This window comes from Phreatobacter sp. GW821-FHT04C01 (assembly GCF_059420385.1).
The window spans coordinates 43,490-68,860 of record NZ_JBWKTP010000004.1 but is presented as its reverse complement, the minus strand read 5'-3'; the positions used below and the strand labels follow the sequence as shown (position 1 = coordinate 68,860).

20 protein-coding genes, 1 tRNA gene and 1 pseudogene are annotated in these 25,371 nt (G+C 66.0%); 6 read left to right on the top strand and 16 right to left on the bottom strand.

Going from position 1 to position 25,371, the window contains the following annotated elements:
* Nucleotides 1-64: 64 nt before the first annotated feature.
* Nucleotides 65-442 (top strand): annotated as a pseudogene (locus tag AC07WJ_RS16330) (ABC transporter ATP-binding protein); the annotation flags it as partial.
* Nucleotides 419-2,020: a Wzt carbohydrate-binding domain-containing protein gene (locus tag AC07WJ_RS16325; RefSeq protein ID WP_494936241.1), complete on the top strand. Its 1,602-nt coding sequence runs from the start codon at nt 419-421 to the stop codon at nt 2,018-2,020. The pseudogene AC07WJ_RS16330 and the gene AC07WJ_RS16325, both read left to right, overlap by 24 nt.
* Before the next feature lie 18 nt (nt 2,021-2,038).
* Here AC07WJ_RS16325 and AC07WJ_RS16320 read toward each other — a convergent pair whose 3' ends face one another.
* From AC07WJ_RS16320 to lysM, 6 genes are all read right to left on the bottom strand, one after another.
* On the bottom strand, nt 2,039-5,191 hold the full coding sequence (locus tag AC07WJ_RS16320) for a radical SAM/SPASM domain-containing protein (RefSeq protein ID WP_494935669.1): 3,153 nt from the start codon (nt 5,189-5,191) through the stop codon (nt 2,039-2,041).
* A 140-nt stretch (nt 5,192-5,331) separates the two neighbouring features.
* Nucleotides 5,332-6,477: a glycosyltransferase gene (locus tag AC07WJ_RS16315; RefSeq protein ID WP_494935668.1), complete on the bottom strand. Its 1,146-nt coding sequence runs from the start codon at nt 6,475-6,477 to the stop codon at nt 5,332-5,334.
* Between the two features lie 375 nt (nt 6,478-6,852).
* The gene (locus tag AC07WJ_RS16310; protein WP_494935667.1) at nt 6,853-7,095 is read right to left on the bottom strand and encodes a hypothetical protein; all 243 of its coding nucleotides are present in this window, start codon (nt 7,093-7,095) and stop codon (nt 6,853-6,855) included.
* Between the two features lie 95 nt (nt 7,096-7,190).
* Nucleotides 7,191-7,266: transfer RNA gene (locus tag AC07WJ_RS16305), tRNA-Glu, on the bottom strand.
* Between the two features lie 69 nt (nt 7,267-7,335).
* Nucleotides 7,336-8,313 carry a tripartite tricarboxylate transporter substrate-binding protein gene (locus AC07WJ_RS16300; RefSeq protein ID WP_494935666.1) on the bottom strand — a complete coding sequence of 326 codons (978 nt, stop codon included), beginning with the start codon at nt 8,311-8,313 and terminating at the stop codon, nt 7,336-7,338.
* A 69-nt stretch (nt 8,314-8,382) separates the two neighbouring features.
* Entirely contained in the window at nt 8,383-8,817 is a 435-nt protein-coding gene (gene lysM, locus AC07WJ_RS16295) for a peptidoglycan-binding protein LysM (RefSeq protein WP_494935665.1), read from the bottom strand.
* Nucleotides 8,818-9,110: 293 nt separating this feature from the next.
* On the opposite strand from lysM, the gene AC07WJ_RS16290 reads away from it, so the two are divergent.
* Nucleotides 9,111-9,437: a hypothetical protein gene (locus AC07WJ_RS16290; RefSeq protein WP_494935664.1), complete on the top strand. Its 327-nt coding sequence runs from the start codon at nt 9,111-9,113 to the stop codon at nt 9,435-9,437.
* 403 nt (nt 9,438-9,840) lie between these two features.
* Here the strand turns inward: AC07WJ_RS16290 and recJ are convergent, their stop codons facing one another.
* The 5 genes from recJ to AC07WJ_RS16265 form a co-directional block, all read right to left on the bottom strand.
* Nucleotides 9,841-11,643: a single-stranded-DNA-specific exonuclease RecJ gene (gene recJ / locus AC07WJ_RS16285; protein ID WP_494935663.1), complete on the bottom strand. Its 1,803-nt coding sequence runs from the start codon at nt 11,641-11,643 to the stop codon at nt 9,841-9,843.
* A 2-nt stretch (nt 11,644-11,645) separates the two neighbouring features.
* A complete protein-coding gene (glpX, locus tag AC07WJ_RS16280; RefSeq protein ID WP_494935662.1) occupies nt 11,646-12,647 on the bottom strand; it encodes a class II fructose-bisphosphatase in 1,002 nt (333 codons plus the stop codon).
* Between the two features lie 30 nt (nt 12,648-12,677).
* Nucleotides 12,678-13,997 (bottom strand): homoserine dehydrogenase, encoded by a 1,320-nt coding sequence (locus AC07WJ_RS16275; RefSeq protein WP_494935661.1) that lies wholly within the window; start codon nt 13,995-13,997, stop codon nt 12,678-12,680.
* 510 nt (nt 13,998-14,507) lie between these two features.
* Entirely contained in the window at nt 14,508-15,737 is a 1,230-nt protein-coding gene (locus tag AC07WJ_RS16270) for an LL-diaminopimelate aminotransferase (protein WP_494935660.1), read from the bottom strand.
* A gap of 157 nt (nt 15,738-15,894) precedes the next feature.
* Nucleotides 15,895-16,368 carry a hypothetical protein gene (locus AC07WJ_RS16265; RefSeq protein WP_494935659.1) on the bottom strand — a complete coding sequence of 158 codons (474 nt, stop codon included), beginning with the start codon at nt 16,366-16,368 and terminating at the stop codon, nt 15,895-15,897.
* Between the two features lie 764 nt (nt 16,369-17,132).
* On the opposite strand from AC07WJ_RS16265, the gene phaC reads away from it, so the two are divergent.
* Together phaC and AC07WJ_RS16255 are read left to right on the top strand one after the other, a co-directional pair.
* Complete coding sequence (gene phaC, locus AC07WJ_RS16260) at nt 17,133-18,893, top strand: class I poly(R)-hydroxyalkanoic acid synthase (protein WP_494936240.1); 1,761 nt, start codon at nt 17,133-17,135, stop codon at nt 18,891-18,893.
* Nucleotides 18,894-18,907: 14 nt separating this feature from the next.
* A complete protein-coding gene (locus AC07WJ_RS16255; protein ID WP_494935658.1) occupies nt 18,908-19,330 on the top strand; it encodes an acyl-CoA thioesterase in 423 nt (140 codons plus the stop codon).
* Between the two features lie 475 nt (nt 19,331-19,805).
* On the opposite strand, the gene argC is transcribed toward AC07WJ_RS16255, so the two are convergent.
* From argC to AC07WJ_RS16230, 5 genes are all read right to left on the bottom strand, one after another.
* Entirely contained in the window at nt 19,806-20,864 is a 1,059-nt protein-coding gene (gene argC / locus AC07WJ_RS16250; RefSeq protein ID WP_494935657.1) for an N-acetyl-gamma-glutamyl-phosphate reductase, read from the bottom strand.
* Nucleotides 20,865-21,085: 221 nt separating this feature from the next.
* The gene (locus AC07WJ_RS16245) at nt 21,086-21,607 is read right to left on the bottom strand and encodes a GNAT family N-acetyltransferase (protein ID WP_494935656.1); all 522 of its coding nucleotides are present in this window, start codon (nt 21,605-21,607) and stop codon (nt 21,086-21,088) included.
* A gap of 39 nt (nt 21,608-21,646) precedes the next feature.
* Nucleotides 21,647-22,225 (bottom strand): cob(I)yrinic acid a,c-diamide adenosyltransferase, encoded by a 579-nt coding sequence (locus tag AC07WJ_RS16240; RefSeq protein ID WP_494935655.1) that lies wholly within the window; start codon nt 22,223-22,225, stop codon nt 21,647-21,649.
* A gap of 23 nt (nt 22,226-22,248) precedes the next feature.
* Nucleotides 22,249-22,434, bottom strand: a complete 186-nt coding sequence (locus AC07WJ_RS16235; RefSeq protein WP_494935654.1) for a twin transmembrane helix small protein — start codon at nt 22,432-22,434, stop codon at nt 22,249-22,251.
* Between the two features lie 15 nt (nt 22,435-22,449).
* A complete protein-coding gene (locus tag AC07WJ_RS16230; protein ID WP_494935653.1) occupies nt 22,450-22,947 on the bottom strand; it encodes a TspO/MBR family protein in 498 nt (165 codons plus the stop codon).
* A 369-nt stretch (nt 22,948-23,316) separates the two neighbouring features.
* Here AC07WJ_RS16230 and parE point away from each other — a divergent pair, with 369 nt between their 5' ends.
* Nucleotides 23,317-25,371, top strand: coding sequence for a DNA topoisomerase IV subunit B (parE, locus tag AC07WJ_RS16225; RefSeq protein ID WP_494935652.1), 2,055 nt, complete (start codon nt 23,317-23,319; stop codon nt 25,369-25,371).

Below are 25,371 nucleotides of genomic sequence, written 5' to 3'. Positions count from 1 at the left end.
GTGGGATATGCTCGGGTTTGCCCGCCAGGCAGCGTCGGGAATCCGGGAACACCGTGCACTGAGCGACATCAGCTTCGAAATCCTGAAAGGCGAGAAGGTCGCGATCATCGGCCGGAACGGAGCAGGCAAGAGCACGCTCCTCAAGCTGGTGACCAAGGTCATCGCGCCGTCGTCGGGCAGCCTCGACATCCGCGGCGAAACTCAGGCACTTCTGTCCATCGGAACCGGTTTTCATCCCGAATTCACCGGGCGGCAGAACGCCAGCGCCTATTTGGCCAGCCTCGGGTTTTCGGGCGAGAAACTCCACGGCATGGTCGGGGAAGCGATCGCCTTCGCCGAACTTGACGACTTCGCCGATCAGCCGATCAAGACCTATTCCACCGGTATGGGAATGCGGCTCATGTTCGCGGCCGCGACCATGATCAAGCCCGACCTTCTTGTTATCGACGAGGTTCTGGGCGTCGGCGACGCCTATTTCCAACAGAAGAGTTTCCAGCACATCCGCGAGATCTGCCGGACCAAGCAGACGACGCTGCTGCTCGTCACCCATGACATCTATAACGCCGCGCAACTTTGCGATCGCATGATGTGGATCGACCGTGGCCGCCTGTTGATCGATGCCGATCCCGAAACGGTGCTGCGGGCCTATGAGGATTCGGTGCGAGAGCAGGAGGAGCGGCGTCTGCGCGCCAAGGCCATGGGTCTTGGACGGGCCACCAAGACGAAATCCCCAGTGAGCCGTATCCTCGTGGACATCCAATCGGCCAACAATCAGCCGCCGAGCTCGCCGCTCTATCTGTCCCGGCTGTCCATGCTGGTCGGCGGCGTTCAGGTCGCGTCGGCGCCATTCGGAGAAGCGGCATTCGAACCTTCGGACCATGCATGCCTGATCCAGGATGGTAGCAACTGGGGTGATCCGGAACTGTGGCAAGGCCGGCTGGCACGCCCGTTCCGCAACCACGGTTCGCCGTTCCACAAGGTCACGGCGGCCTTCGATCTACCGCTGCGGCCCGGAGACGAGGAACGCATCAGCATAAGGGTAGAAGGGTGGGCACAGGACGTCGGTGACTTCCATGTCCGGTTACACGGCGACGGCTTCGAATTTTCGTTAGGTCGCCTGCCTATCGCGCCGGCAGCCTGGAATGATATCCATCTGGAGCGGAGCGGAGCACCAGCCGCGGCCACGCCGGCAGGCACCAAGGTCGGGCCGGCGCAGGGGCCGGTGGCAGCGGAGAGCGACCACGCGGCCCGGACGGAGCCCGATGCCTCTTGGCCCCTCCCCGCCCCCGTCCCGGATCTGGCGACGATCGCCGGCGAAGCTCCAGCGGAGACCCTGGCCGCTGCAGACACGCGGACCGAGGATCGCCAGACCTTCGCCATTGCCGACGCCCCGATGGCAGAGGTTTCGACAATTGACGCGCTCATCGCCGATGCGCCGCCTCCGGATCACCTGGCCGTCGACATCGCGGTCGCGCCGGACGTGGAACCGGCAGAACAGCCCATCGGCCAGCCGACCATTCGGATGATCAGCCCGAGCCTCAACATCACCGGGATCTACGGCACTGGCGATGTCGAGCTGAAGGGCCTCCGGCTCTTGGGTGGCGATGACCGGGAGCATCACGTCTTCGCCGTCGGCGAGCCGGTGACCTTCGCGATCGACTACCGCCTCAGGCGCCCCGGCCTGAAAGAAAGGCTTCACGTCGTTATCGCGTTCAAGCGCGACGGCGTTACCGACGTGATGCGGTTGTTCCTCGACGACATTCTATTTGACGCCGCAACCCGGCTCGAGGGCACCGTATCGGCTCATTGCGAGCGACTGCCTTTGGGGCCGGGGCACTATGTCATAACCGTCCTGATCGCCCGGGACGGGTATTACCATGTCAACCAGACCCAGTATTTCAGTATGAATCCGGGCGTCTATTGCGCCCATGTTGGCTTGAGCGAGATGGTCGTTGAAGGCGCGAGTCAGCTCTATTCGGGCACCGGTGCGGTCGTCGATGCGAAATGGTCGCTCTCCTGACGTCGGGCGCGGCCGGACTCAGATGCCGAGCTTGCGGCTGAGATAGCTACCAACCCGCCCCAGGCCCCCGAGTGGATGGCGCCTGAACCCCCGGAACACGACAAACTGCAAGACGACCCAACCCAAGGCGTAACCTGCATAACCGATAAAACGGGTATACCGACGGTTGAGGAACTCTCCGGAAAAGAACAAGCTGCGATACTGGCCCATCGTATGGACGGGATCGAACCATGTCCCCTGATAGGCGTGGCTCATCGGGCAGCGTTCGCAGGGCGGGAGCGGCCGATCGCTATTCACTGTCCGCCTGAATTCCCGCACGCGCTCACCATTCCAGACTTCCTGGAACGATTGCCTAGTAAGGTTGCCGAGTTGATAATATTCCTGGCTCGGCCCCGTGGCGATGCAGCACACGTCGACCCTGCCATCGACGGTGAAATTGTGCATGTCGGTCCATGGCTTGTGGCAGTAGAGCCGGTTGCGTCCCATAACGAGGTCGCGCATGACGCGCTTCCAGTTCCGACGAGCCTTCCTCACAGGCACGATCGAGCGTCTGATGGGGGCCTTGGCCGGGGTCTCGGCAACCGGTGAGGCCGGCTCCCTATCGTTGCCTGCTGGAACGTCCTCTTCCTCGTCGGGATCGCCTGTTGCAGCTCGCGCCGGTTGTGCGGTCGGGCGCAATGTGTCCGGGGCCATCGACGGCCGCCAATCCGCGTCGACGGTTGTCTCAGCGGCGCCGAATGCAAGACTACCGGCCGTGCCGCCCGGGACGAGCCCATAGATCGCGATCGACACGCTGCTGCTGTCTTCGGTCAGAAACCTCAGGACCGTCTCTGTTTCGTCTTCCCTTAGCTCGGCGGTGGCAAGAAAGCGCGCGCCTCCCTCCGCGAGAACGCCGACGCCGATGCCGCCGCGCAGGATCTTGCCCCCGATCGGCAGGCTGACAGCCCGTCCCTGAGCGCACGGCGTCGTAAAGCTACGCAAGAGATAGAGGCCTGGCGCGGCCGCCGAGTCGAACGCAACCGAGCGCCGTTCCCAGGCGAACCCGACATCAGCCACGCCCCGCTCCCAACGCGACGGACCGGGGAAGACAAACAGGTCCTCCACCAGAGGGGCGGGCTTGCGGGTTCGGCCGAAATCAACATCCGCAACTACGCCCGTCGGCGAGTTCATGCGAATGATCAAGGCGCGGCAGCCTCCGGGCTCTATCGACACCGACAGGCTCTGCGGTTCCGCGGTCTCGCTGAATTCGGCGGAGCAGAGAATATCTCCGCCAGCGGCATCGACGATGGTTATCGACAGCGCCCCGCTCATGACGTGCACGGAGGCGGTGAAGTTCAGTGTCCGATACGGTGCAACCGGAATCGGTTGCGAGGACATGAATTCATCCGTGCATGCGCCCCGTCCCAGCGACAGCCTAACCCTCGACAGGGTCCACGACACACGTGCCTCAGCCGCTCGGATCCAACCAGAACGGCGAGGCGCGAGCAACCTATCCTCATAGCCGCGCGGCAGGACGACGCCCCCGACGGGGGGCGGGCGTGTTGAACGGAACGTCGAGGGGTCGTAGCGGATATCGAGCCGCTGACGGCGGTCGCTGATATATTCGTCGATCGCTTCGATCATATCGTCGATATCGGGATCGAACGGCACTATCGCGCGGAGATCCTCGACGACGCCGAGGTCGTTTCCCAGTTCGGAGAGTGGCCTGATATAAACCACGTCTACACCCAGTTCGTATTCCGCGAAGGCCAGGAACTCCTGAACCTCGTGGACATTGTCGTTCGTGACGACAAACGAAACCGACAGTCTGGGCGACGCGTTCCAGCCGTCGGATCTCTTCCCGCGCATGTCGGCAAGCCTCTTGATCGAGGCGATCGCGGGCTCGAACTCCTTGAGCTTCATGACCCGCCGATGTGTTTCGGCTGTCGCGGCGTTGAGCGAGATATTGACTGATTCGAGCAGGACCAGATGCTTGAGTGTTTCGCGGTCGAGACGCGAGGCATTCGTGATCAGATAGCCGTCGGTACCGCCCGAGGTTACTTCGGACACCAGCGGCAGGAATTCACGGTAGAGCGTCGGCTCGCCGTTACCCTCCAGCCCAAACACGCGGACCGTCTTGCGGACCGGTGCAAGGAAGCTGCTCAACACGTCGTGCTTCAACTGACGCTTGATGATGCCGGTACGATTGATGGTTACGGAGCAGAAATCACACAGTGCGTTGCACTGTCCAGTGGGGCAGATCGCCATATATTGCGGCAAGCTGAGAAGTTCCTCCCGCCCGAGCCGCGTCTCGATAGCCGCGACAAAGCCGTTGAACGACATCGAACGCTTGCACTTCTCGTGGATCGCCCGCTTCCACCAGTTCCAGTGGGGCAGCGATGTCTCGACCTCTTCGAAACCCGACGACCAGCGCGTCAGCGGCCGGAAACCGACATGCGGTGCACGCAGGATGCAAAGCGCGTCGGCGATGATCGAGATATTGATCTGGACAAGACCGGTTCGGTCGCTTTGGCAAGGACAGGCAAACAGCCAATTCCCCCCCGCGTCGAAGAAGCGTTCGCCGAGCCGCTCGCCCGCGCCGTTCTCAAGCCACACCTGAACCCTGGCCGAACCCTCCACCAGCGCTTCGCCGTCGACAAGGTAGCGCGTCGCTCCATCGACCGATAGCGGCGGCGACGTGAGCAGAACACTCACTCCTTGTGGAACGACGATATCGCCGCCGACCCGTACGCCGCGCCCGAATGCCCAGTGGTCCAGGGCGAGAGGCTCATCCAGATCTTCCACGACAAAGCGGATATCCGTGACTTCAACGGCGGCAGCCGCCGCATCCGGTGCGACAAGCCACACTGATAGCGGGGTCTCGGTCGCTGGCGCGTGAACTTCGAAAGATACCCTCTGAGGCCCAGGCCCCGACCGGGATTTGGATGCGACTGCCGCTCCGGAGGCGTCGCGGAGCTCGACGGCGAGCATAGTCTTCGTGGCAAGCTCGAACGCGACGATGAGCCGAGCGTTCTTGGTCGCGGCAGCGGCCGTCATTCCGATCACAACACCGCGTCTGGCGCTGTGCAGGACTGTGGATTTCGGCGTCGCGCGGAATTTCGACACCAGGTCAACCGTCGATGTTCGCGCCGATCCCAGTTCTTCCGCGAGATCACCTGGGCCGGTCAGCATTCTATATTTCCCAATTCGCCGATGTATTTTTCATTGACATGGTGTTTGTACGACCTCGGATACTGCCGATCAAGCCGGGTTGCTGGACAGGCTCTTGCCGGGACGATTGACGAAGGTACCATGCGATGCGCCTTGTCCGATCATAGAGCCTTGATCAGCCCGTCGACCCGATTGCTCCATGAGGCCGCTGTCGCGAATGCTCCTGCCCCCTCGATCGGGCGAGGCGTCCTGACAGCAGCCTCTACCGCGGCCGCAAAGGCGTCTGCCCCATCGGCGAGCGTCACCGGCCCACCGATCCGCGTGATCTCCGGCCAGGGCGTGGCTACGACCGGCAATCCCGCGGCCGCAAACTCGTAAAGCTTGAGCGGGTTGACTGTGTCGACGAGCGTAGCATAGCGCCGCCGGTCGAAGGGAATGATCCCGACATCCGAGTGCTGCAAATAGCCCGATAGCGACGCGAACGGCCGCGGTCCCAGCCGATACACGTTGGACGCATCCGGTCCCCCCAGCGTTGATCGACCTCGGCCGATCCAGACGAAAGAGATCCCTGGACAGAGCCGCGCGACCCGATCCACCAGCGCCTGGTCCACCCACGGCTCGATAGCGCCGATATAGAGTGCGCGCGGCCGAGGTATGCCGGCATAGTCTGCGGGCTCGGAAGCAGACGGGAGGAATGCCGCGAGATCAACGCCGTTCTCCAGGACGTGGACCTTGTGGGCTCCATACCGCCGGGCAACCGGAGCAAGGCTGGGAGACGTCACTGCCACGAGGTCGCACCGAGCAACAAGTGCACGCTCTTGCCGCCGCAGTTCCTCGGGCAAGCCGGCCTGTCCATCCGGATGGTCGAACATGCGCAACACTGTTTTCCTGGGAGCCAGTTCGTCAACCAGGGACGAATAGATCGCGCCGTCGAACATGATGAGATCGGGTGCTGCAAAACCTGCGCGGCGAAGGCGTCCGACGAGCGGCGGCACGGTCAAAGATGGCCACGCCTTCAGAATTGCCGCGCTTCCCGCGCCAAAGCGCCCTGCTAGCGGCAAAACCGTCGCGGGTGTCCACGCGACCAGTCCCGGTTCAATCTCCCGCCAACCGCTGAGCGCAGATCTGGTCCTTGCCCTCGCCGCCTCATTGGCCACTGCTGCAGAGAAATGAGCGAGTGAGGCCGGATCCGAAAGGAGCAACACATGCCAACCGCGACGAGCGAGATCTCGGGCGATGTGATGCGAACCGACTGCAATGCCCTCGTCGAGAGGATGCACTGAGGTAACGATAGCACACCGCGTCATAGTCACTTCCAATAATGTGGATTATCGAGACGGTGGAGAGACCTGACATGAATGAACATCCGTCCGCAATCACGATGACACGCAGCCGCCAAATGTCCCCTGAGGGGCCTTGCTCCTATCCCCACCGATTGTTGTCGCTGATCACATCCATGCTGGTAAGCCTAGCGAGACCGCCCAACGCGTTCGCGTTGGCTCTTGGCGGGGCCCTGATGCCCTTGAGCTAACCGCTTCCCTTACTCGATGCGCAGGCCTTGTGGTGGATGACCTAAGGCCTAGTCATGCTCCGATTCGTTCCTGGTCTGTACAGCACGGCGCGACCACGGCGGAAAGCCGATGTTCTCTAAGTCCTGGAAAAGAGGGCTCGCCTGCAGCCCATCAGAACGGATCCTCCACGCCCCGAAGGGGCGGGCTGCTCTGTGTCCGCGGTAATCGTGCCATGGATTGCTGGGAAGCCTTGGAGAAAAACCTGTCCCAATTCAGGCGCCTTTTTTTGGCCGCCCGATCAGCCCCGGAAATGTAGCACGCGGCGACGGGGTCCACCTCGCGCAAATAGGCGAGGACGCCACTATCCGCACGGCGCACGGGATAGGAGATCTCGAACGGATTCTTACGGCTCATGGTGGAAGCTCCCGGCCAAGTGATTCCTACCGCCGCCAAAAGCCGGCATGATATGGCTTGGCGGCCGTTGCAGTATCAAGAACTCGGGAAGGTTTTGGCGCTCCCTAGGGGATTCGAACCCCTGTACCCAACGTGAAAGGCTGGTGTCCTAGGCCTCTAGACGAAGGGAGCGCGACCGCAGTGCGGCGGGGCGGTTTATAGGGGGGGTCGCTCCCGCCAGCAAGCCCCCCGGCAAAGTTTTCAGTCGGCTTTGATGGAATTTTCCCGGACCACCTGTCCCCATATGGCCATTTGCTCGTCAAAGAAGCGCTTGAGCTCGGGCGGGCCGGCCGTCATCAGCTTCACCTGCTGGTTCTCGGTCAGTTGGCGCAGGATCGATTCGTCGCGATAGCTGGCGGTCAGCTCGGTCCCGAATCGCTGCACCGTGGCGGCCGGCGTGCCGGCCGGCGCGAACACCGCCCACCAGGCCTCGGCGTCGAAGCCGGCAAAGCCGCTTTCGGCCACCGTCGGCACGGTGGCGAGCGTCTGCGCGCGTGCCGTGCCGGTCTGCACGATCGGCCGGAGCGTGCCGGCGGCGAGATGGGCCGCCAGCACCGCCGAGGAGGCGATGGCGAGCGGCACGTGGCCGCCGAGCGCATCGTTCACCAGTGGCCCGCCGCCGCGATAGGGAATGTGGTTGAGCCGGATGCCGGCGCGTTTCGCCAGCAGCGTCATGGCCAGGTGGCCGAGGCTGCCATTGCCGATCGTGCCGTAGGGAATCGTGCCCGGCGCCGCCTTGGCCGCGGCAATGACGTCGGCGAGCGTCCGGTAGGGTTGGCTCGGATGGGCGGTGATCACCATGGGCGCGGTGCCGATCAGCATGACCGGATCGAGATCCCGGCTGGAATCGAAGCCGATCGAGGGCAAGAGCGTCGGGTTGACCGCGTGGGTGTCGAAAACGAACAGCCAGGTGAGACCGTCGGGCGGCGATTTCGCCACCATGTTGGCCCCGACGCTGCCCCCCGCGCCCGGCCGGTTCTCGACGATCACGGCGGTGCCGAGACGCCGCTCCAGGCCCGGCTGCGCCAGCCGCGCCATGGCATCCACCGAGCCGCCGGCCGGGAACGGCACGATCAGCCGGATCGTGCCGGAAGGCCAGCCCTGCGCCTTCAGCAGCGCCGGCGCGAATGGCAAAACGAAAGCCGCGGCCGTCAAGCCGCGGCGCGATAACCCGCCCATGGTCGTCCCCCGTGATATCGTTGACGGCCGGAGCGTCGAGGCCCCTGCCGGATCAACAATAGAGCACGATCAGGGAATGCGGAGAACCCAGCCCGGCTGGATCAGATCGGGATTGACGACGGGCGGATTGTTGGCCGCGACGATCTTGGGATAGTCCGCGCCCTTGCCGTAATGCTCTTCGGCGATCTTCCAGAGCGTGTCGCCCTTCTTCACCGTATACATCTTGGCGGCAGGCGCCGTGGCGTCGACCACCAGCTGGCTGGTGTCGACATTGGACACGCCGACGGTATTGCCCAGCGCCAGGATGATGCGCTCGGCCTCTTCCTGGGATTTCACCTGGCCGGTGAGCTTGACGTTGTTGCCGGTCGACTGGATCTGAAGGGTGTTGGTGTCGAAGCCGTGACTTGCCACTTCCTCGGTCAGGGCCGGCGCCGGTGCCGCCTGCGCTTCGCTGGCTCCGACCAGCTTCTTCCCGACATTCTTGACGAAATCGAAGAAACCCATCCTGTCCTCCTGCACCCGACCCGAGCAGCGAGCCCGCCCGCCAGATCAAGACTAGCGAGCAGTCAATCGCCTTACCAGCCCTGCCGAAAGCAGAATATCCGGCCGTTTTACCTTCGCGATGCAGCATAGCCGGCTGTGGATAACCCGCATCGCGCGGCGGTATCCCATTGCCCGAATCCGGCGTTCGGCGCTCAATCCTCACACGTCGGGAATTTGCCGGCCGGGCAGTGCAGATCATGCGAATTGGGTGTGCCGTGGACGAGTTGTCGACAGCGGAAGGCCCTGCCCGAGGGATGATCGAGCCCGACGATGGACTGCTGGCGCTGATCCGCTGGCGGCTCGCCGATCCCGCCTGGAAACCCTCGTTCCGCGACCTTCTCGACGATGCCCAGACCTGCATCGCGCCGACCGCCGGGCCGCCCCTGGTGCTGGCGGCGCTGCGCGACGTCGTCCAGGCCGACCCCGCGCTCGCGCCGCGCGCCAGGATCGTCGCGGTCGAAGCCCACCAGGCCATCACCGCCAGAACCGCCCGGCTCGGCGCCCGAGACGACCGGGCGCTGGGCAAGACCGCCATGCGCCTCTTGAGCGGCTTCAGGCAGGCGGCGGCGTTCCGGTCTTGAGAGCTTGCGCTGTCCCCTCGCCCGCTTGCGGGCCACCGGATGCACACATCTCCGAATGGCCCGAATTGGCCGTCTTTCAGGATTTGGCGCGGGAACCCCCACCCTCACCTCCCCCCGGCGGGGGGAGGTCGGCGCGACAGCGCCGGGAGAGGGGGAATTGAGCATTCAGAACAGAGACTTACGCGCTTGGCATCGCGACCTCTCGTCGAGCGCGTCGCCCCCTCTCCCGACCTTTCGCTGCGCTCAAGGTCGACCTCTCCCCGCCGGGGCGAGGTGAAGGTGGAGGTTCTCGTGCGCAGCCTCGAAGGCGACTGACCACCGCGCAAGTCGCTGAAATATTGTATATTTTTTAGCTGCGTGAACCCTCGTCCGCTTGCGGGAGAGGGTTCATGCGCGCCGCTCCTCACCCGCGTCCGGGCACCGCGACATCCAAAATCCGGAACTGCACGCGCTCCCTGCCCTGCCAGCGATCGATCGAGATCGAGCCGGCGACATGCAACTGGCGGCCGCGGTTCTCGGCGAGCGCCCGACCGACCGGCTGGCCGGCGGCGCGAAAGGCGATGGCGTCGATGGTGGCGTTGTCGCCGCTCTTCAGCCGGGTGCGGACATGGGCGGTGCCGACCTCCTCGGCATAAACGACGGTGTGGGCCGGCAGCACCAGCACCGGCTCGGCATTGCCTGAACCAAACGGCCCGGCACGGTCGATCAGCGCGGCGAGGTCCGGCTTGAGCGCCGCGGCCGTCGTCGCCGCGTCGATCGCCAGCGCGTCCTCGCGCCGCGCCGCTTCGACGCCGGCCTGCAGCTTGTCCTCGAGAAAGGCGCGGAAATCCGCCAGCCGGCCGCGCATGACGGTGACCCCGGCCGCCATGGCATGGCCGCCGCCCTTGACCAGCAATCCCTCGCTCACCGCCTGGCGCACCGCGGCCCCCAGATCGACCCCCGGCAGCGACCGGCCGGACCCGGTGCCGGTGTCGCCGGTGAAGGCCACCGCGAAAGCCGGACGCTTGAAGCGCTCCTTCAGGCGCGAGGCGACCAGGCCGACCACGCCGGCATGCCAGCCATTGCCGGCGGTGACGATCACCGCGGTGCCCTCCTCCATCGGCCCCAGCGCCGCCAGCGCCTCGGCCTCGGCTTCGGCGACCGTGCCGAGCTCGACCACCTGGCGCTCGCGGTTCAACCGGTCGAGCTCGGCGGCGATCCGCTGGGCCTCCAGGGTGTCGTCGGTGACCAGCAGCCGGGCGCCGAGGCCGGCATCGCCGATCCGGCCGCCGGCATTGATGCGTGGCCCGATCAGAAAGCCGAGATGATAAGGCGTCGGCGGGCCATCCAGCTTGGCGACGTCCATCAGCGCGCGCAGGCCGACATTGTCGCGCTTGCGCATGACCGCCAGGCCACGCGTCACGAAGGCACGGTTGAGGCCCTTCAGCGGCACGACGTCGGCGATCGTGCCGAGCGCGACGAGATCCAGCAGCCGCATCAGGTCCGGCTCCGGCCGGCCGCCGGTCCAGAAGCCACGGTCGCGGAGCGCCCGGTTGAGCGCCACCACCATCATGAAGGTGACGCCGGCGGCACAGAGATGACCGAGCCCCGAAAGGTCGTCCAGCCGGTTCGGATTGACCAGGGCCGCCACCACGGGCAGCCGCTCGTCGGCCTGGTGATGGTCGCAGACCACCACGTCGAAGCCGATCGTCCCGGCCTCCGCCAGCACCTCATGGCTGGTCGTGCCGCAATCGAGCGTCACCAGCAGCGTCGCGCCATCGGCCCGCAATTGCCTGATGACCTCGCTGTTCGGGCCGTAGCCTTCGAAAATGCGATCGGGGATACGAATGACCGGGTCGAGGCCGCAGGCGCGCAGGAACAGCGCCAGCACCGCCGACGAGGTTGCGCCATCGACATCGTAGTCGCCGAAAATGGCGACCTTCTCGGTCGTCAGGACCGCACGGGCGAGCCGTTCGACCGCCCGGTCCATGTCGGTCAGGACCGACGGATCGGGCATGGCCGCCCGGATCGTCGGCTCGAGGAAAGCCTCGACGCCTTCGGCCGTCACGCCGCGCCCGGCGAGCACCCGCGACAGGATATCCGGCAGGTCGTGCGACTGCGACATGGCCAGCGCCTGGGCGCGGGCCGGATCGTCCAGCCGGTCGCGCCAGGCGCGACCGAGGACCGATTGTTCAACCCCGAGGAACAGCCGCCGCGGGTTGATCATGATCAATCGAGGTGGAACTTCTCGAACTGGCGGTGTTCACCAAAAATGCGCCGCACGGTGCCGGTGGTCGAGCGGTAGACGATCGTCTCGGTGGTGATCATGTCGGGGCCGAAGAACACGCCCTTCAGCAGCGCGCCGTCGGTGACGCCGGTGGCGGCCACGATCACGTCGCCCGAGGCCATCTCTTCCATGGCGTATTTCTTGTTCGGATCCAGGACACCCATGGTGCGGGCGCGCTCGATCTTGTCCTCGGAATCGAAGATCAGGCGGCCCTGCATCTGGCCGCCGACGCAACGCAGGGCGGCAGCCGCCAGCACGCCTTCGGGCGCGCCGCCGATGCCGAGATAGATATCGATGCCGGTCTCGGCGACGCTCGCCGTGTGAATGACGCCGGCGACGTCGCCATCGGTGATCAGGCGGATCGCCGCACCCGTGCCGCGCACCGCCTCGATCAGCTTGGCATGGCGCGGCCGATCCATGATCAGCGCGGTGATCTCGCTCGGCTTGACGCCCTTGGCCTTGGCGATGGCGTGGATGTTCTCGACCGGCGAGGCGTCGAGATCGACGGTGCCCTTGGGGTAGCCCGGCCCGATGGCGATCTTGTCCATGTAGACGTCGGGCGCGTTGAGCAGCGAACCGTGTTCGGCCATGGCGATGACCGCGATCGAACCCGGCATGTCCTTGGCGCAGAGCGTGGTGCCCTCGAGCGGATCGAGCGCGATATCGACCTTGGGGCCACGCTTGGTGCCGACCTGCTCACCGATATAGAGCATCGGCGCCTCGTCGCGCTCGCCCTCGCCGATCACCACGGTGCCGTCGATCGGCAGCTTGTTCAGCTCGCGCCGCATGGCGTCGACCGCGGCCTGGTCGGCGGCCTTCTCATTGCCGCGTCCGCGCAGCCGGGCCGAGGCCACGGCCGCACGCTCGGTCACCCGCACGAGTTCCATCGACAGAACCCGCTCGATGACGAGGTTTTTCGGAATGGAAAGCCCTTGGTCGGCCATATCGGTAATCCCCTCGGAGAGTGTTCTTGATCAACTGCGTTCGATGCGGATGACCTGCGGCCGCCCAAGCAGCACGCCGTCGGTATCCATGGATTTCAGCGCGCGCTGCACCGCCGCCTCGGTGGTGGCATAGGTGATCAGCACGACCGGAGCCGGCGCTTCGGCCGCCGCCGGATCGGTGCCGCCGCGCACCGGACCAGAGCGTCTTTGAACAATCGATTCCAGCGAAATCTTGTTCTGCGCCATGCGCGATGCGATCCGGGCCGCGGTGCCCGGCCGGTCTACCACCTCGAGGCGGATGTAGTAGCCGCCCTCGTGGCGGGTCAGCGGCGCCCTGGTCGGCTGGGTCAGCGTCGCCACCGGCCGGATGAACGGCGCGGTGCGATGGCCGCGGGCGATGTCGACGATATCGGCGATGACGGCGGAGGCCGTGGCATCGCCGCCGGCGCCCGGGCCGACCAGAGTCAGGTCGACCGCGTCCGCGTCGATCGCCACCGCGTTGAGCACGCCATTGACCTGGGCGATGGCCGAATCCTTCGGCACGAAGGTCGGATGCACGCGCTGCTCGACCCCATCGGCGGTGCGCTGCGCGACGCCGAGCAGCTTCACCCGGTAGCCGAGCTCGTCGGCCATCTTGAGGTCCACCGGCTTGATCGACCGGATGCCCTCGATGGAAATGCCCTTGGTGTCGACCAGCGTGCCGAAGGCGAGGCTGGTGAGCAGCGACAATTTATGGGCGGTGTCGAAACCGTCGACGTCGAAGGTCGGGTCGGCCTCGGCATAACCGAGCCGCTGGGCGTCCTTCAGGCACTCCTCGAACGAAATGCCCTCGTCCGCCATGCGGGTGAGGATGTAATTGCAGGTGCCGTTGAGAATGCCGTAGACGCGCTCGATCGCGTTGCCGACCAGGCCCTCGCGCAGGGTCTTGATGACCGGGATGCCGCCGGCGACCGCCGCTTCGAAATTCAGCGCCACGCCCTTCTTTTCGGCGCGCCGCGCCAGCGCCGTGCCATGGGCCGCCAGCAGCGCCTTGTTGGCGGTGACGACCGCCTTGCCGGCACCGAGGGCGGCTTCGACCGCTTGCTTGGCCGGGCCTTCCGAGCCGCCGATCAGCTCGACGAACACGTCGACGGCCGGATCGGTGGCGAGCTGGATCGGGTCGTCGACCCAGCGCATGCCGTTGGTGACGATGCCGCGGTCCTTGTCGCGCGAGCGCGCGCTCACCGCCACGACCTTGATGTGGCGGCCGGCGGCCTCGCTCAGCAGATTGTCGCGTTTGGCCATCAGGCGCACGACCGAAGCACCCACGGTGCCGAGGCCGGCAATGCCTACCTTCAAAATGTCCTGCATGACGAGGTGATCCGCGACCTGTCGCGGCACTGCGCCGCGCCGGGCTTTTGCCCGATTTGGCCGGTCAAAGCAAGAAAAGCACCGGCCTGTGGAAGGCTGGGCTGATGCCCCGTCCCGTTGCATTCGGACCAAGGGCGTGCCCTAGAGTCCGATCGTCTCAAATTGAAGCGCACGGCACCACGGTTTGCCGTCCTTCGAGGGTCGCTTCGCTCCCACCTCAGGATGAGGGTTGTGGGGCGCTGCAGCAGCGGCGGGGCCAAATGCGCACCTCGTTCGACGCTTCATCAACAACGGGAATGCAGATCTCCAACCGTCCTCATCCTGAGGTGGGAGCGAAGCGACCCTCGAAGGACGGCCTATCCTTGATGCCATGCTTCGATCTGACACGATCTGCCTCTCGTCGATCAGGTGATCGATGCCGCGCACCAGCCCGGTCCGGGCGGCGACCTTGCGCGCCGCGAACAGCGTGCCGCCGACATAGGGCGCGGCCGACGAACCGGCCCCAGGCGTTCAGCGACCGGCGGCGGCCAGCGGCACCACGTTGTGAAGCGTCGTCGCGGCGGTGTCGAAGAACCGCTTGACGTTGCGCGCCGCCTGCTTGATCCGCTGTTCGTTCTCGACCACGGCGATGCGCACATAGTCGTCGCCATGCTCGCCGAAGCCGATGCCCGGCGCCACCGCCACCTCGGCCTTTTCGACCAGCAGCTTGGCGAATTCGAGCGAACCCAGCGCCTTGAACGGCTCCGGGATCGGCACCCAGGCGAACATCGAAGCCTGCGGCGCGGGAACCGCCCAGCCGCTCTTGCCGAAGCTGTCGATCAGCACGTCGCGCCGCTTCTTGTAGGTCTCGCGCATCTCGCGGATGCAATCCTCGGGACCGTTCAGCGCCGCGGTCGCGGCCACCTGCACCGGCGTGAAGGCGCCATAGTCGAGATAACTCTTGACCCGGGCGAGCGCCGCGCAGAGCCGCTCGTTGCCGACCGCGAAGCCCATGCGCCAGCCGGCCATGGAGAAGGTCTTCGACATCGAGGTGAATTCGACCGCGACATCGAAGGCGCCGGGCACCTGCAGGATCGAGGGCGGCGGGTTCTTGTCGTCGAAATAGACCTCGGCATAAGCCAGGTCCGACAGCACGATCAGGTCGTGCTTGCGGGCGAAACGCACGAGCTCGCCGTAGAAGTCGAGATCGGCCACCTGCGCGGTCGGGTTGGAGGGATAACAGACGACCACCGCGAGCGGCTTGGGGATCGAGTGCTGCATCGCGCGTTCCATCGCGCGGAAATACTCTTCGTCGGCGGTCGCCGGCACCGAGCGGATGACGCCGCCGGCCATCAGGAAGCCGAAGGCGTGGATCGGATAGCTCGGATTGGGGCAGAGCACGATATCGCCCGGCGCGGTGATCGCCTGGGCCATGTTGGCGAAGCCTTCCTTCGAGCCGAGCGTCGCGATGACCTGGGTCTCGGGGTTGAGCTTCACGCCGAAGCGGCGCTCGTAATAGGCCGCCTGGGCGCGCCGGAGGCCGGGAATACCCTTCGACGCCGAATAGCGGTCAGTGCGCGGCTTGCCGATGGTTTCCTTCAGCTTCTCGATGACATGATCGGGCGCCGGCAGGTCGGGATTGCCCATGCCGAGATCGATGATGTCGACGCCCTTAGCTCGCGCCGCGGCCTTCACCTTGTTCACTTGCTCGAACACATAAGGCGGCAGGCGGCGGATACGGTGAAAGTCGGTCGTTGTCATCTGATCTGATCGGGTTGGCGGTGAAGGGAAGTCCCGTGCGGGCGGCCAAGACCTATCACGGCGGGGACGGCTGCGGAATGCTTGTCTGATGGGCTGTCGGCGCAATTCGCGCGCAACGGGCCGCGGGACGACTACAGGCTGCGCCGCAACTGCGGCGTCATTCCGGCTGGCGGGTCGGCGCCGGCTCGCGATCGGTTTCCGGATCGAGCGCCGGGCGCGAGCCCGGATCGGGGCCATGAATGCGGCCGCTGCTGGTCAGGCGGCGGTCCATCGCGCCGACATGGCCATTGCGCGCCGCCTCCAGCTCGTTGCGGCGGGCGGTCTGCTGGGCCGGCGTCAGCAATTCCGGCGTTTCCGACGAGCGCGGCGGCGCCGGCACGCGCGGTGCCTCCGGCAGGCGCGAGATCAGCGTCGAGGCCCCATAACCCGAGGCCCTCAGCGGGATCGGCTGCCAGAGGCCGCCACCGGCCACCGCCGGCAGGGGCACGCGGCGCGAGGGACCATAAGGCGAGGGATAACCGTCATTGGCCGTCTGGCAGCCGGCGAGCGCGAGGGCCGCGAGCGCCACTGCGGCGAGACCCGCCTTGCCCCGGCGCCGGATGGTCGCGGTCTGATCCGTCATCTCACGCATGTCGATCTCCAGGTGGCCTCGCCGCCATCTTTCGCTGGCGGCGCGCCTGCGGCCTTCCTAATATGTCCCAACGAAAAAGTGGACCGATTTCGTGTGGCACGAAAGCGGCGAATTTCGGAGGGAAGCTCATGGCGAAACGCGATTCGAGCAAGCCGAAGACGCCGGGGCCCGCGCGCGCCTCGGCAAATGCTGGAAAATCGCCCGCCAAAGCGCCCCGCCGGCCTGCCGGCAAAGTCGAAGCGAAGAGCGAATCCCCCACCCCCGTGGCCATGGCCGCCGCCGCGGCGGCGGCTCCCGCCAAAACCGCGCCGCGCGCGAAGCCGGCCCCTGCGACAATTGCGCCCGCCCCCGCCAAGCCGGCGGCCAAGCGCAAATCGACAACGGTCACGGCCGGCGCCGCCAAGCCGGCCGCCGCCGTTGCCACCGGGCCTGCCGGCACGCGCCGCAAGACCGCGGCCGCCGCAACGGACGCTCCCGCCGGCAAGGCTGCGGCCCGGCGAGGCGGCGCCAAGACCAAGGCTCCGGCCCCGGCGGCCAAGGCAGCGCCGGCGCGGATCAAGCCGGTCGAAACGGTGAAGGAGCCCGCATTGAAGCCGGCGGCGAGGCCGCCCGTCTCCAAGCCGGTCCTGGTGGCCATCGAGGGCGGCGCCGCAACCCGCCCGGCGACCGAACCGAAGCCGGCACCGTCAGGCAAGCCGACCGGGGCACCGCCGCCGCCGCCCGGAGGCGACGCGTCGCCGGAAGATCCGTTCCGCTTCCGCGCCATGGACGTCGAGCGGCTGTCCTCCAACGTGGCGCGCATGGTCGAGCTCGGCGGCAAGGCGCTCGCCGCCTATCTCAAGCCCCGGGAGACCGGCAGCCACCCGAGCGACCAGCCCGACGGCGTCGCCGACGTGGTCAAGACGCTCGGCCAGGTCGCCGAGTTCTGGCTGAAGGATCCGCAGCGCGCCATGACCGCCCAGACGGAGATCACCAGCCGCTACATGGATCTGTGGTCGGCCTCGCTGAAGGCCATGGCCGGCGAAAAAGCCGAGCCGGTCGCCAAGGCCGATCCGCGCGACGCCCGCTTCAAGGACCCGCAGTGGAACGACAATGCGTTCTTTGCCTTCCTGAAGCAGTTCTACCTGGTAACCACGGGGCTCGCCGAAAACTTCGTCGAACAGGCCGAGATCGACGGCCATATGAAACACAAGGCCTCGTTCTACACCCGGCAGATCGCCAATGCGCTGTCGCCCTCCAATTTCGTGCCGACCAATCCGGAACTGCTGCGCGAGACCATCGGGTCGAGCGGCGAGAACCTGGTGCGCGGCATGCAGATGATGGCCGAGGACATCGAGCGCGGCGGCGGCGACCTCAGGATCCGGCAATCCGACGACACCCCCTTCGCCCTCGGCAAGAACCTCGCCATGACGCCCGGCAAGGTGGTGTTCGAAAACGACCTGATCCAGCTGATCCAATATAGCCCGACCACCGAGACGGTCGGCGCCGTGCCGCTGGTCATCGTGCCGCCCTGGATCAACAAGTTCTACATTCTCGACCTGGTCCAGGACAAAAGCTTCATCAAATGGGCGGTCGACCAGGGCCTCACCGTTTTCGTCATCTCCTGGGTCAATCCCGACCAGCGCCACGCCCACAAGGGCTTCGGCGACTATATGCTGGAGGGGCCGCTCGAGGCGCTGCGCGTCGCCGGCGAGATCACCGGCCACAAGAAGGTGCATACCATCGGCTACTGCGTCGGCGGCACGCTGCTGGCGGTGGCGCTCGCCTATATGGCGGCCAAGGGCATCGACCGGGTCGAGACCGCGACCTTCTTCACCACCCAGGTCGATTTCACCTATGCCGGCGATCTCAAGGTCTTCGTTGACGAGGAACAGATCCAGTCGCTCGAAAAGCGCATGGCCCAGACCGGCTATCTCGAAGGCAAGCAAATGGCCAATGCCTTCAACATGCTGCGCTCGAACGACCTGATCTGGAACTATTTCGTCAATAATTACATGAAGGGCAAGGCGCCGATGCCCTTCGACCTGCTCTACTGGAACGCCGATTCGCCACGCATGCCGGCGGCCAATCATTCCTTCTACCTGCGCCACTGCTACCTGCAGAACGACCTGTCGAACGGCCGCATGGAGGTCGCCGGCGAGACCCTGGACCTGAAGAAGGTCAAGGTTCCCGTCTATAACCTCGCCTCCCGCGAGGACCACATCGCGCCCGCCCGCTCGGTGTTCATCGGTTCGTCGGCCTTCGGTGGCCCGGTCGAATATGTGGTCGCCGGCTCCGGCCATATTGCCGGCGTGGTCAATCCGCCGGCCAAGAACAAATATCAGCACTGGCTCGGCGGGCCGCCGACCGGCCGGTTCGAGGATTGGCTCGCCACCGCGACCGAGCATCCCGGTTCATGGTGGCCGCACTGGCGCGAATGGGTTAGGCGTCACGACGGCAAGGAGGTTGCCGCGCGCCCGGTCGGAACCAAAGCCTATCCGGCCATCGAAGATGCGCCCGGCCGCTATGTGAAGGTGAAGGATTGAGCCCGAGAATTCCGATGAGCGAGCGCGCCGCGCTCGCCGCCTATCCGTTCGTAACGGTGCATCCCATCCGCTACGGCGATCTCGACCCGAACAACCACGTCAACAACGCGGTCATCGCGACCTATCTGGAAATCGGCCGCACGGAGTTCTTCGCGCGCGAAGGCATCCGGCTGACCAGCGCAGGCCGCGGCATCTCGCTGGTCCATATCGAGATCCACTATCACCGCGAGATCCTCTATCCCGGCTTCGTCCAGATCGCGACCGGCATCGTCAAGGTCGGCGGTGCCTCGGCCGCCTTCGACCAGGCCATCTTCGTCGACGGCCAGCGCCATGTCAGCGCCTCGACGACGACCGCCCAGGTCGACACCGCCCTGAAGCGCTCGACGCCGTGGAACGACGAGCAAAGGGCTCGGCTGGCGACGCTGATGATGCGGTAGGGCAGCGCACTCGCCTTCGCGCACTCTCCGGTCAGCCGGCCTTCGAGGCGCGCGGCGTGTCTCGAAGGACAACAAGCCTTCGTGCAGCGCATGTTGATCTAAAGTTGGAACCCAGCAATCACCACAGCCTGATTGCCGCGCGCGGACGAATGCGTAGATGCCCGGGCCAAGCCCGGGCCAAGCCCGGGCAAGACGAAGTAGCGCGAGCATAGGGAGGTAGGCGCCAGGCCTGCATCGTCACACTCTATCCGTCTTGGCCGGGCCTGTCCCGGCCATCCGCGAATTCAGCGGTTCACCATCGAAAATCGCGAAAAAGACGGGCCTTATCCAACCGGCCAAAGAACCGTCATCACGGGGACGGGACACCCGAGCGATACCGCCATCAAGATTGATTGCCTCGGATCGGACCGGAGCACAGGCCAGTGCAAAAGCTCCCGCCGGCGTCCGGGCTGAAACCCGGACGCCCTGCCCCCGTTCAGGGGAACAGCGCGATCTGCTCCAGGCCCAGCGTCTCGGGATAGCCGAGCACCAGGTTCATGTTCTCGACCGCCTGGCCGGAGGCACCCTTGACCAGGTTGTCGATGGCCGAGACCACGATGACCCGGTTCGGCACGCGGTCCTGGACCAGCCCGATGATGATCATGTTCGAGCCCCGCACATGGCGGGTCTGCGGCGTCTGGCCGAGCGGCAGGACGTGCACGAAGGGCTCGCGGGCATAGGCCTGGGCGATCAGCCCGTGCAGGTCGGCCGCGGTCCGGCCGCGCTTGGCGGTGACATAGGTGGTCGCCAGCATGCCCCGGCTCATCGGCATGAGATGGGGCGTGAAGGTGGCGATCACCGGCTTGCCCGCGATCAGCGACAGCTCCTGGTCGAGCTCCGAGGAATGCCGGTGGCCGGCGACGCCATAGGCATGGATGCCCTCGGTCACCTCGCAATAGAGGCTGCCTTCCTTGGCGGCGCGGCCGGCACCCGACACGCCCGACTTGGCGTCGACGACGATATTGTCGGTCTCGATCGCCTTTTTCCGCAGCAGCGGCGCCAGCGGCAGGATCGAGCAGGTCGGATAGCAGCCGGGATTGGCCACCAGCCGGGCCTTCTTGATCGCCGCGCGATGCAGCTCGGGCAGGCCGTAGACGGCCTCCTGCTGCACATCCAGCGCGTGATGCTCGTGGCCGTACCAGCGGGCGTAGTCGGCCGGATTGGCCAGCCGGAAATCGGCCGAGAGATCGACGACCTTGATGTCGACCCTGGCCTTCATGATCGAGGCGATCACCGTCTGCGTCGTGCCGTGCGGCAGGGCGCAGAACACCAGGTCGACCGCCGCGGTCTTCCAGTCGATGCTGTCGATCGACACCAGATCGGGCAGCGCGAACGGCGCGAATTGCGGAAACACCTCGGCCATCGGCTGGCCGGCCTTCCGGTCGGCGGTCATCAGCACGATCTCGACGCGCGGATGGCGGAGCAGCAGGCGCACGAGTTCGGAACCGGTATAGCCGGAAGCGCCGAGGATCGCGATTTTGGCTTTCGTAGCCATGGCAGGTCTCCGCTGGGACGAGATGTTGAAGCGAGGTCGGATCAGGGTGATTCAGGTGAAAAAAAAGCCGCGCTGGAGGCGCGGCGATCAGATCGATCGAAGCAAACGACCGCGCGCGCTCATCGCAGGATGAGGCTACGGCGTCGGGTGCTGGTCGAGATCGTGTTCATGGGCCGCCTATGTGCTGTGAGGCAGGCCGCCTGTCAAGGATTTTTGCGGGATCAGGCGTTGCGCCGGCGCCGGTAAAGATCGAATTCCGTGCCATAGGCCGCCCGCCGTCCGGCACGCGAAAGGCCGAGCTTCGTCGCAACCGCGACCGACCTGACATTGTCCGGGTCGATCAGGGCCACGACCTCGTCGAGCGCCAGGGTGTCGAAGCCATGGACGAGAACGCGGCGGGCCGCCTCGCTCGCATGGCCCTGCCCCCAGGCCGACCGCGGCAGGCGCCAGCCGATTTCGATCTCCGGTCCCAGCCCTTCCACCGGCATCAGGATCGCCATGCCGAGAAAGCGATGCGGCGCATACCGCGAGCGGATGCTCCAGTGACCGAAGCCCGGCCCGAAATCCCGGGCCATGCGCTCGGCGAGCGCCGCGCGATAGGCGGCGGGGTCGAAATTGTCGCGGAAGTCGGGCGTGATGTAGCGCCTGACCTCGAGGTCGGCGTCCATCGCGACGTAATCGTCGATCTCGGCCGCCGCGCGCTGCCGCAGGCTCAGCCGCGTCGTCTTGAGCTCCGGAACCATCCTGTCCCCCGTCGATCGCCTCGGGCGCCTGCCTCGGTCTCAGCGGTTCTTGCCCGGCACCCAGAGCACGTCGCCCGCGCCCTTGTCGTTGAGCGTGCGGCCGGCGACGAACAGGAAATCCGACAGCCGGTTGATATATTGCAGCGAGGCTTCGGAGACGACCTCGCCCATCTGGCGCGACAGTTCCACCATCACGCGCTCGGCGCGCCGGCTGATGGTGCGGGCGAGATGCAGGTTGGCGGAGGCCGGACTGCCGCCCGGCAGGATGAAGCTCTTCAGCGGTTTCAGCTCGGCATTGAGCTGGTCGATCTCGGCCTCCAGCCGCTCGACCTGGGCCGGGACGATGCGCAGCGCCTCGTAGCCGAGCGCCTCGCCGGTATCGGGCGTCGCCAGATCGGCGCCGAGATCGAACATGTCGTTTTGAATGCGCGACAGCATGGCGTCGATCGCCGGCTGGTCTGCGGTGTGCAGCCGGGCCATGCCGATCGCGGCATTGGCTTCGTCGACGATGCCGTAGGCCTCGACGCGCAGGTCGAATTTCAGCCGGCGGCCGCCGGCGGCGAGCCCGGTCGTGCCGTCGTCGCCGGTCTTGGTATAGATCTTGTTGAGTTTCACCATGGCCTGGTTCCCGTCTCCGCCGGTCAGCCGGCCTTCATATAGATCGCGATGACGATGATGATGATGGCGAGGAACTGCAGGCCGACGCGCCAGCGCATCAGCGTCTGCGAGGTGCTCGCCGATCCGTTGCGCAGCATGTTGACAAGCCCCATCAGCAGCACGATGGCAACCGCGCCTATGGCGAAGGGAACGAGCATAGTGAACGTCATGGGCCTTGTCCGTTGTCAGCCGTTGAGCCGCCAGATCGCGCCGTTGAGCAGCGTCGCGTAGCTCACCCAGGCTAGATAGGGGATCAGCAGCGCCGACGCCATGCGATCCTTCGGCCAGGCGAGCCCGATCGTGGCGGCAATGGCGAGCCACAAGGCAACGATCACGGCGAGCGCCGCGCCAATGGCATGGCCGTAGAAGAACACCCAGGACCAGGCCGCGTTGAGCGCGAGCTGGATGGCGAAGGCGGTGATCGCCGGCGCCTTGCCCCGGCTCGGCGACAGCAAGAGGCGCGCACCGGAGACCGCGATCATGGCGTAGAGCACCGTCCAGGCCGGCGCGAACAGCCAGTTCGGCGGATTGAAGGACGGCTTGGCGAGCGCCGGATACCAGTCGGCCAGGCCATAGGAATTGGCGAGGCCGCCAGCGGCGGCGATGGCGAAACACAACAGCAGGAAGCCGGCATAGACCGGTGCCGGCCGGTGCGGCGAAGGCAGGGATTGGTGCGGCGTCATGAACCGGCTCCTCGGGCCTGGCAGGCATCATGCCCGAATGACGCGCGGATGATCCGTCGGGTTCCATCGGCACCCGCCAGGGCGATGGCCCCTGCCCGGGCTCCGCCAAGCCGGCGCCGGGCCGCGGGCATGGCGCCCGCCCATGGCGGTCTCGACGCCGCTCGCCTATATCCGCGACAACCGGCCGGCCGGCGACGGCCGAACGTCCGGACCTGGGTTCCACCCCCTCGGATTGTCTGATATCGGGCGCCGGCGGGACAATCTCCCGGGCATTCCGTTTCCGTTCCGTTCGCTTCCTGGCACGCTTGTGCCATGATGCGCCGAGTGATTCGGGGCGCGTCGTCTGGCCCTTTTAGACCATGGTGTGCAATGGAGAATTCCAACGACCTGTTCGGCGGCGCGGCCAGCACGGACAAGCCGGCCGCCGCGGCCCCGGCGCGGGCTAAGCCCGAGCCGGTGAAGGCTCAGCCGAAAGCCGCGGCGGGAACGCCGGGCGAACAGGGCTATACCGCCTCCTCGATCGAAGTGCTCGAAGGCCTGGAGCCGGTGCGCCGGCGGCCGGGCATGTATATTGGCGGCACCGACGAAAAGGCCCTGCACCACCTGTTCGCCGAGGTCATCGACAATGCGATGGACGAAGCGGTCGCCGGCCATGCCACCTGGATCGACGTCGAACTCGATGTCGACGGCTCGCTGACGGTCACCGACAACGGCCGCGGCATCCCGATCGACCCGCACCCGAAATTTCCCGACAAGTCGGCGCTCGAAGTCATCATGTGCACGCTGCATGCCGGCGGCAAATTCGATTCGAAGGTCTATGAGACCTCCGGCGGCCTGCACGGCGTCGGCGTGTCCGTGGTCAATGCGCTCTCCGTCGAGCTCGACGTCGAGGTGGCGCGCGGCCAGACGCTCTACCGCCAGCGCTTCTCGCGCGGCATTCCGCAAGGCCCCCTGGAGGAGCTCGGCCGGGTGCAGAACCGGCGCGGCACCAGGATCCGCTTCCTGCCCGACCCGCAGATCTTCAAGGACGGCCACCATTTCAAGCCGGCCCGCCTGTTCAAGATGGCGCGCTCCAAGGCCTATCTGTTCGGCGGCGTCGAGATCCGCTGGTCCTGCGCCCATGACCTGGTCAAGGGCACCGACACGCCGGAAAAGGCGGTTCTGCGCTTCCCCGGCGGCCTGAAGGACTATCTCGCGGCGACGCTCACCGGCGCCACCATGGTCCACCAGGACATTTTCTCCGGCAAGCTCGACCGCCAGGGCCATGGCTCGGCGGAATGGGCGATCGGCTGGGTCGGCGACCAGGACGGCTTCATATCGTCCTATTGCAACACCATCCCGACGCCTGACGGCGGCACCCACGAGCAGGGCCTGAGGATCGCGCTGCTGCGCGGCCTGAAGGACCATGCCGAGCGCACCGGCAACAAGCGCGCCGCGCAGATCACCACCGACGACATCCTGGCCGGCTGCGCCGTGATGATGTCGGTGTTCATCCGCGAGCCGGAATTCCAGGGCCAGACCAAGGACAAGCTCGCCACCGCCGAAGCCGCGCGCATCGTCGAAAACGCCATTCGCGACCCCTTCGACCATTGGCTCGCCGGCAATCCGAACCAGGCCAACCGCCTGCTCGACTGGGTGATCGAACGCTCCGAGGAGCGGCTGCGGCGCCGCGCCGAGAAGGAGGTCAACCGCAAGACCGCCGTGCGCAAGCTGAGGCTGCCCGGCAAGCTCGCCGATTGCTCGAACAACCAGGCCGAGGGCTCGGAACTGTTCATCGTCGAGGGCGACTCGGCCGGCGGCTCGGCCAAGCAGGCACGCGACCGCAAGACCCAGGCGATCCTGCCGTTGCGCGGCAAGATCCTCAACGTCGCCAGCGCCGGCCGCGACAAGCTCGCGCAGAACCAGCAATTGTCGGACCTGATCCAGGCGCTCGGCTGCGGCACGGCCGCGCATTACCGCGACGACGACCTGCGTTACGAGAAGGTCATCATCATGACCGATGCCGACGTCGACGGCGCCCATATCGCCAGCCTCTTGATCACCTTCTTCTACCGGCAGATGCCGCGGCTGGTCGACAACGGCCATCTCTATCTCGCCGTGCCACCGCTGTTCCGGCTGACCCAGGGCGGCAAGACCGTCTATGCGCGCGACGACGCCCACAAGGAAGAATTGCTGAAGAGCGCCTTCAAGGGCAACCAGAAGATCGAGATCGGCCGCTTCAAAGGCCTCGGCGAAATGATGCCGCAGCAGTTGAAGGAAACCACGATGGATCCGAAGGTGCGCACGCTGCTGCGCGTCCATGTGGTGCCCGAGGAACGCCCGGAGACCAATGACAGCGTCGAGCGCCTGATGGGCGTCAAGGCCGAACCGCGCTTCGCCTTCATCCAGGAGCGTGCCGAGTTCGCCCAGGAACTGGATATCTGA

Coding starts and splice junctions, on each gene's coding strand:
- AC07WJ_RS16315 (WP_494935668.1), bottom strand. CDS start 6,477: ATGACGCGGTGTGCTATCGTTACCTCAGTGCATCCTCTCGACGAGGGC.
- glpX (WP_494935662.1), bottom strand. CDS start 12,647: ATGGCCGACCAAGGGCTTTCCATTCCGAAAAACCTCGTCATCGAGCGG.
- phaC (WP_494936240.1), top strand. CDS start 17,133: ATGGACGTCGAGCGGCTGTCCTCCAACGTGGCGCGCATGGTCGAGCTC.
- recJ (WP_494935663.1), bottom strand. CDS start 11,643: ATGATCAACCCGCGGCGGCTGTTCCTCGGGGTTGAACAATCGGTCCTC.
- AC07WJ_RS16320 (WP_494935669.1), bottom strand. CDS start 5,191: ATGCTGACCGGCCCAGGTGATCTCGCGGAAGAACTGGGATCGGCGCGA.
- lysM (WP_494935665.1), bottom strand. CDS start 8,817: ATGGGTTTCTTCGATTTCGTCAAGAATGTCGGGAAGAAGCTGGTCGGA.
- argC (WP_494935657.1), bottom strand. CDS start 20,864: ATGGCTACGAAAGCCAAAATCGCGATCCTCGGCGCTTCCGGCTATACC.
- AC07WJ_RS16230 (WP_494935653.1), bottom strand. CDS start 22,947: ATGACGCCGCACCAATCCCTGCCTTCGCCGCACCGGCCGGCACCGGTC.
- AC07WJ_RS16235 (WP_494935654.1), bottom strand. CDS start 22,434: ATGACGTTCACTATGCTCGTTCCCTTCGCCATAGGCGCGGTTGCCATC.
- AC07WJ_RS16290 (WP_494935664.1), top strand. CDS start 9,111: ATGATCGAGCCCGACGATGGACTGCTGGCGCTGATCCGCTGGCGGCTC.
- AC07WJ_RS16275 (WP_494935661.1), bottom strand. CDS start 13,997: ATGCAGGACATTTTGAAGGTAGGCATTGCCGGCCTCGGCACCGTGGGT.
- AC07WJ_RS16265 (WP_494935659.1), bottom strand. CDS start 16,368: ATGCGTGAGATGACGGATCAGACCGCGACCATCCGGCGCCGGGGCAAG.
- AC07WJ_RS16270 (WP_494935660.1), bottom strand. CDS start 15,737: ATGACAACGACCGACTTTCACCGTATCCGCCGCCTGCCGCCTTATGTG.
- AC07WJ_RS16325 (WP_494936241.1), top strand. CDS start 419: ATGATCAAGCCCGACCTTCTTGTTATCGACGAGGTTCTGGGCGTCGGC.
- AC07WJ_RS16240 (WP_494935655.1), bottom strand. CDS start 22,225: ATGGTGAAACTCAACAAGATCTATACCAAGACCGGCGACGACGGCACG.
- AC07WJ_RS16310 (WP_494935667.1), bottom strand. CDS start 7,095: ATGAGCCGTAAGAATCCGTTCGAGATCTCCTATCCCGTGCGCCGTGCG.
- AC07WJ_RS16245 (WP_494935656.1), bottom strand. CDS start 21,607: ATGGTTCCGGAGCTCAAGACGACGCGGCTGAGCCTGCGGCAGCGCGCG.
- AC07WJ_RS16255 (WP_494935658.1), top strand. CDS start 18,908: ATGAGCGAGCGCGCCGCGCTCGCCGCCTATCCGTTCGTAACGGTGCAT.
- parE (WP_494935652.1), top strand. CDS start 23,317: ATGGAGAATTCCAACGACCTGTTCGGCGGCGCGGCCAGCACGGACAAG.
- AC07WJ_RS16300 (WP_494935666.1), bottom strand. CDS start 8,313: ATGGGCGGGTTATCGCGCCGCGGCTTGACGGCCGCGGCTTTCGTTTTG.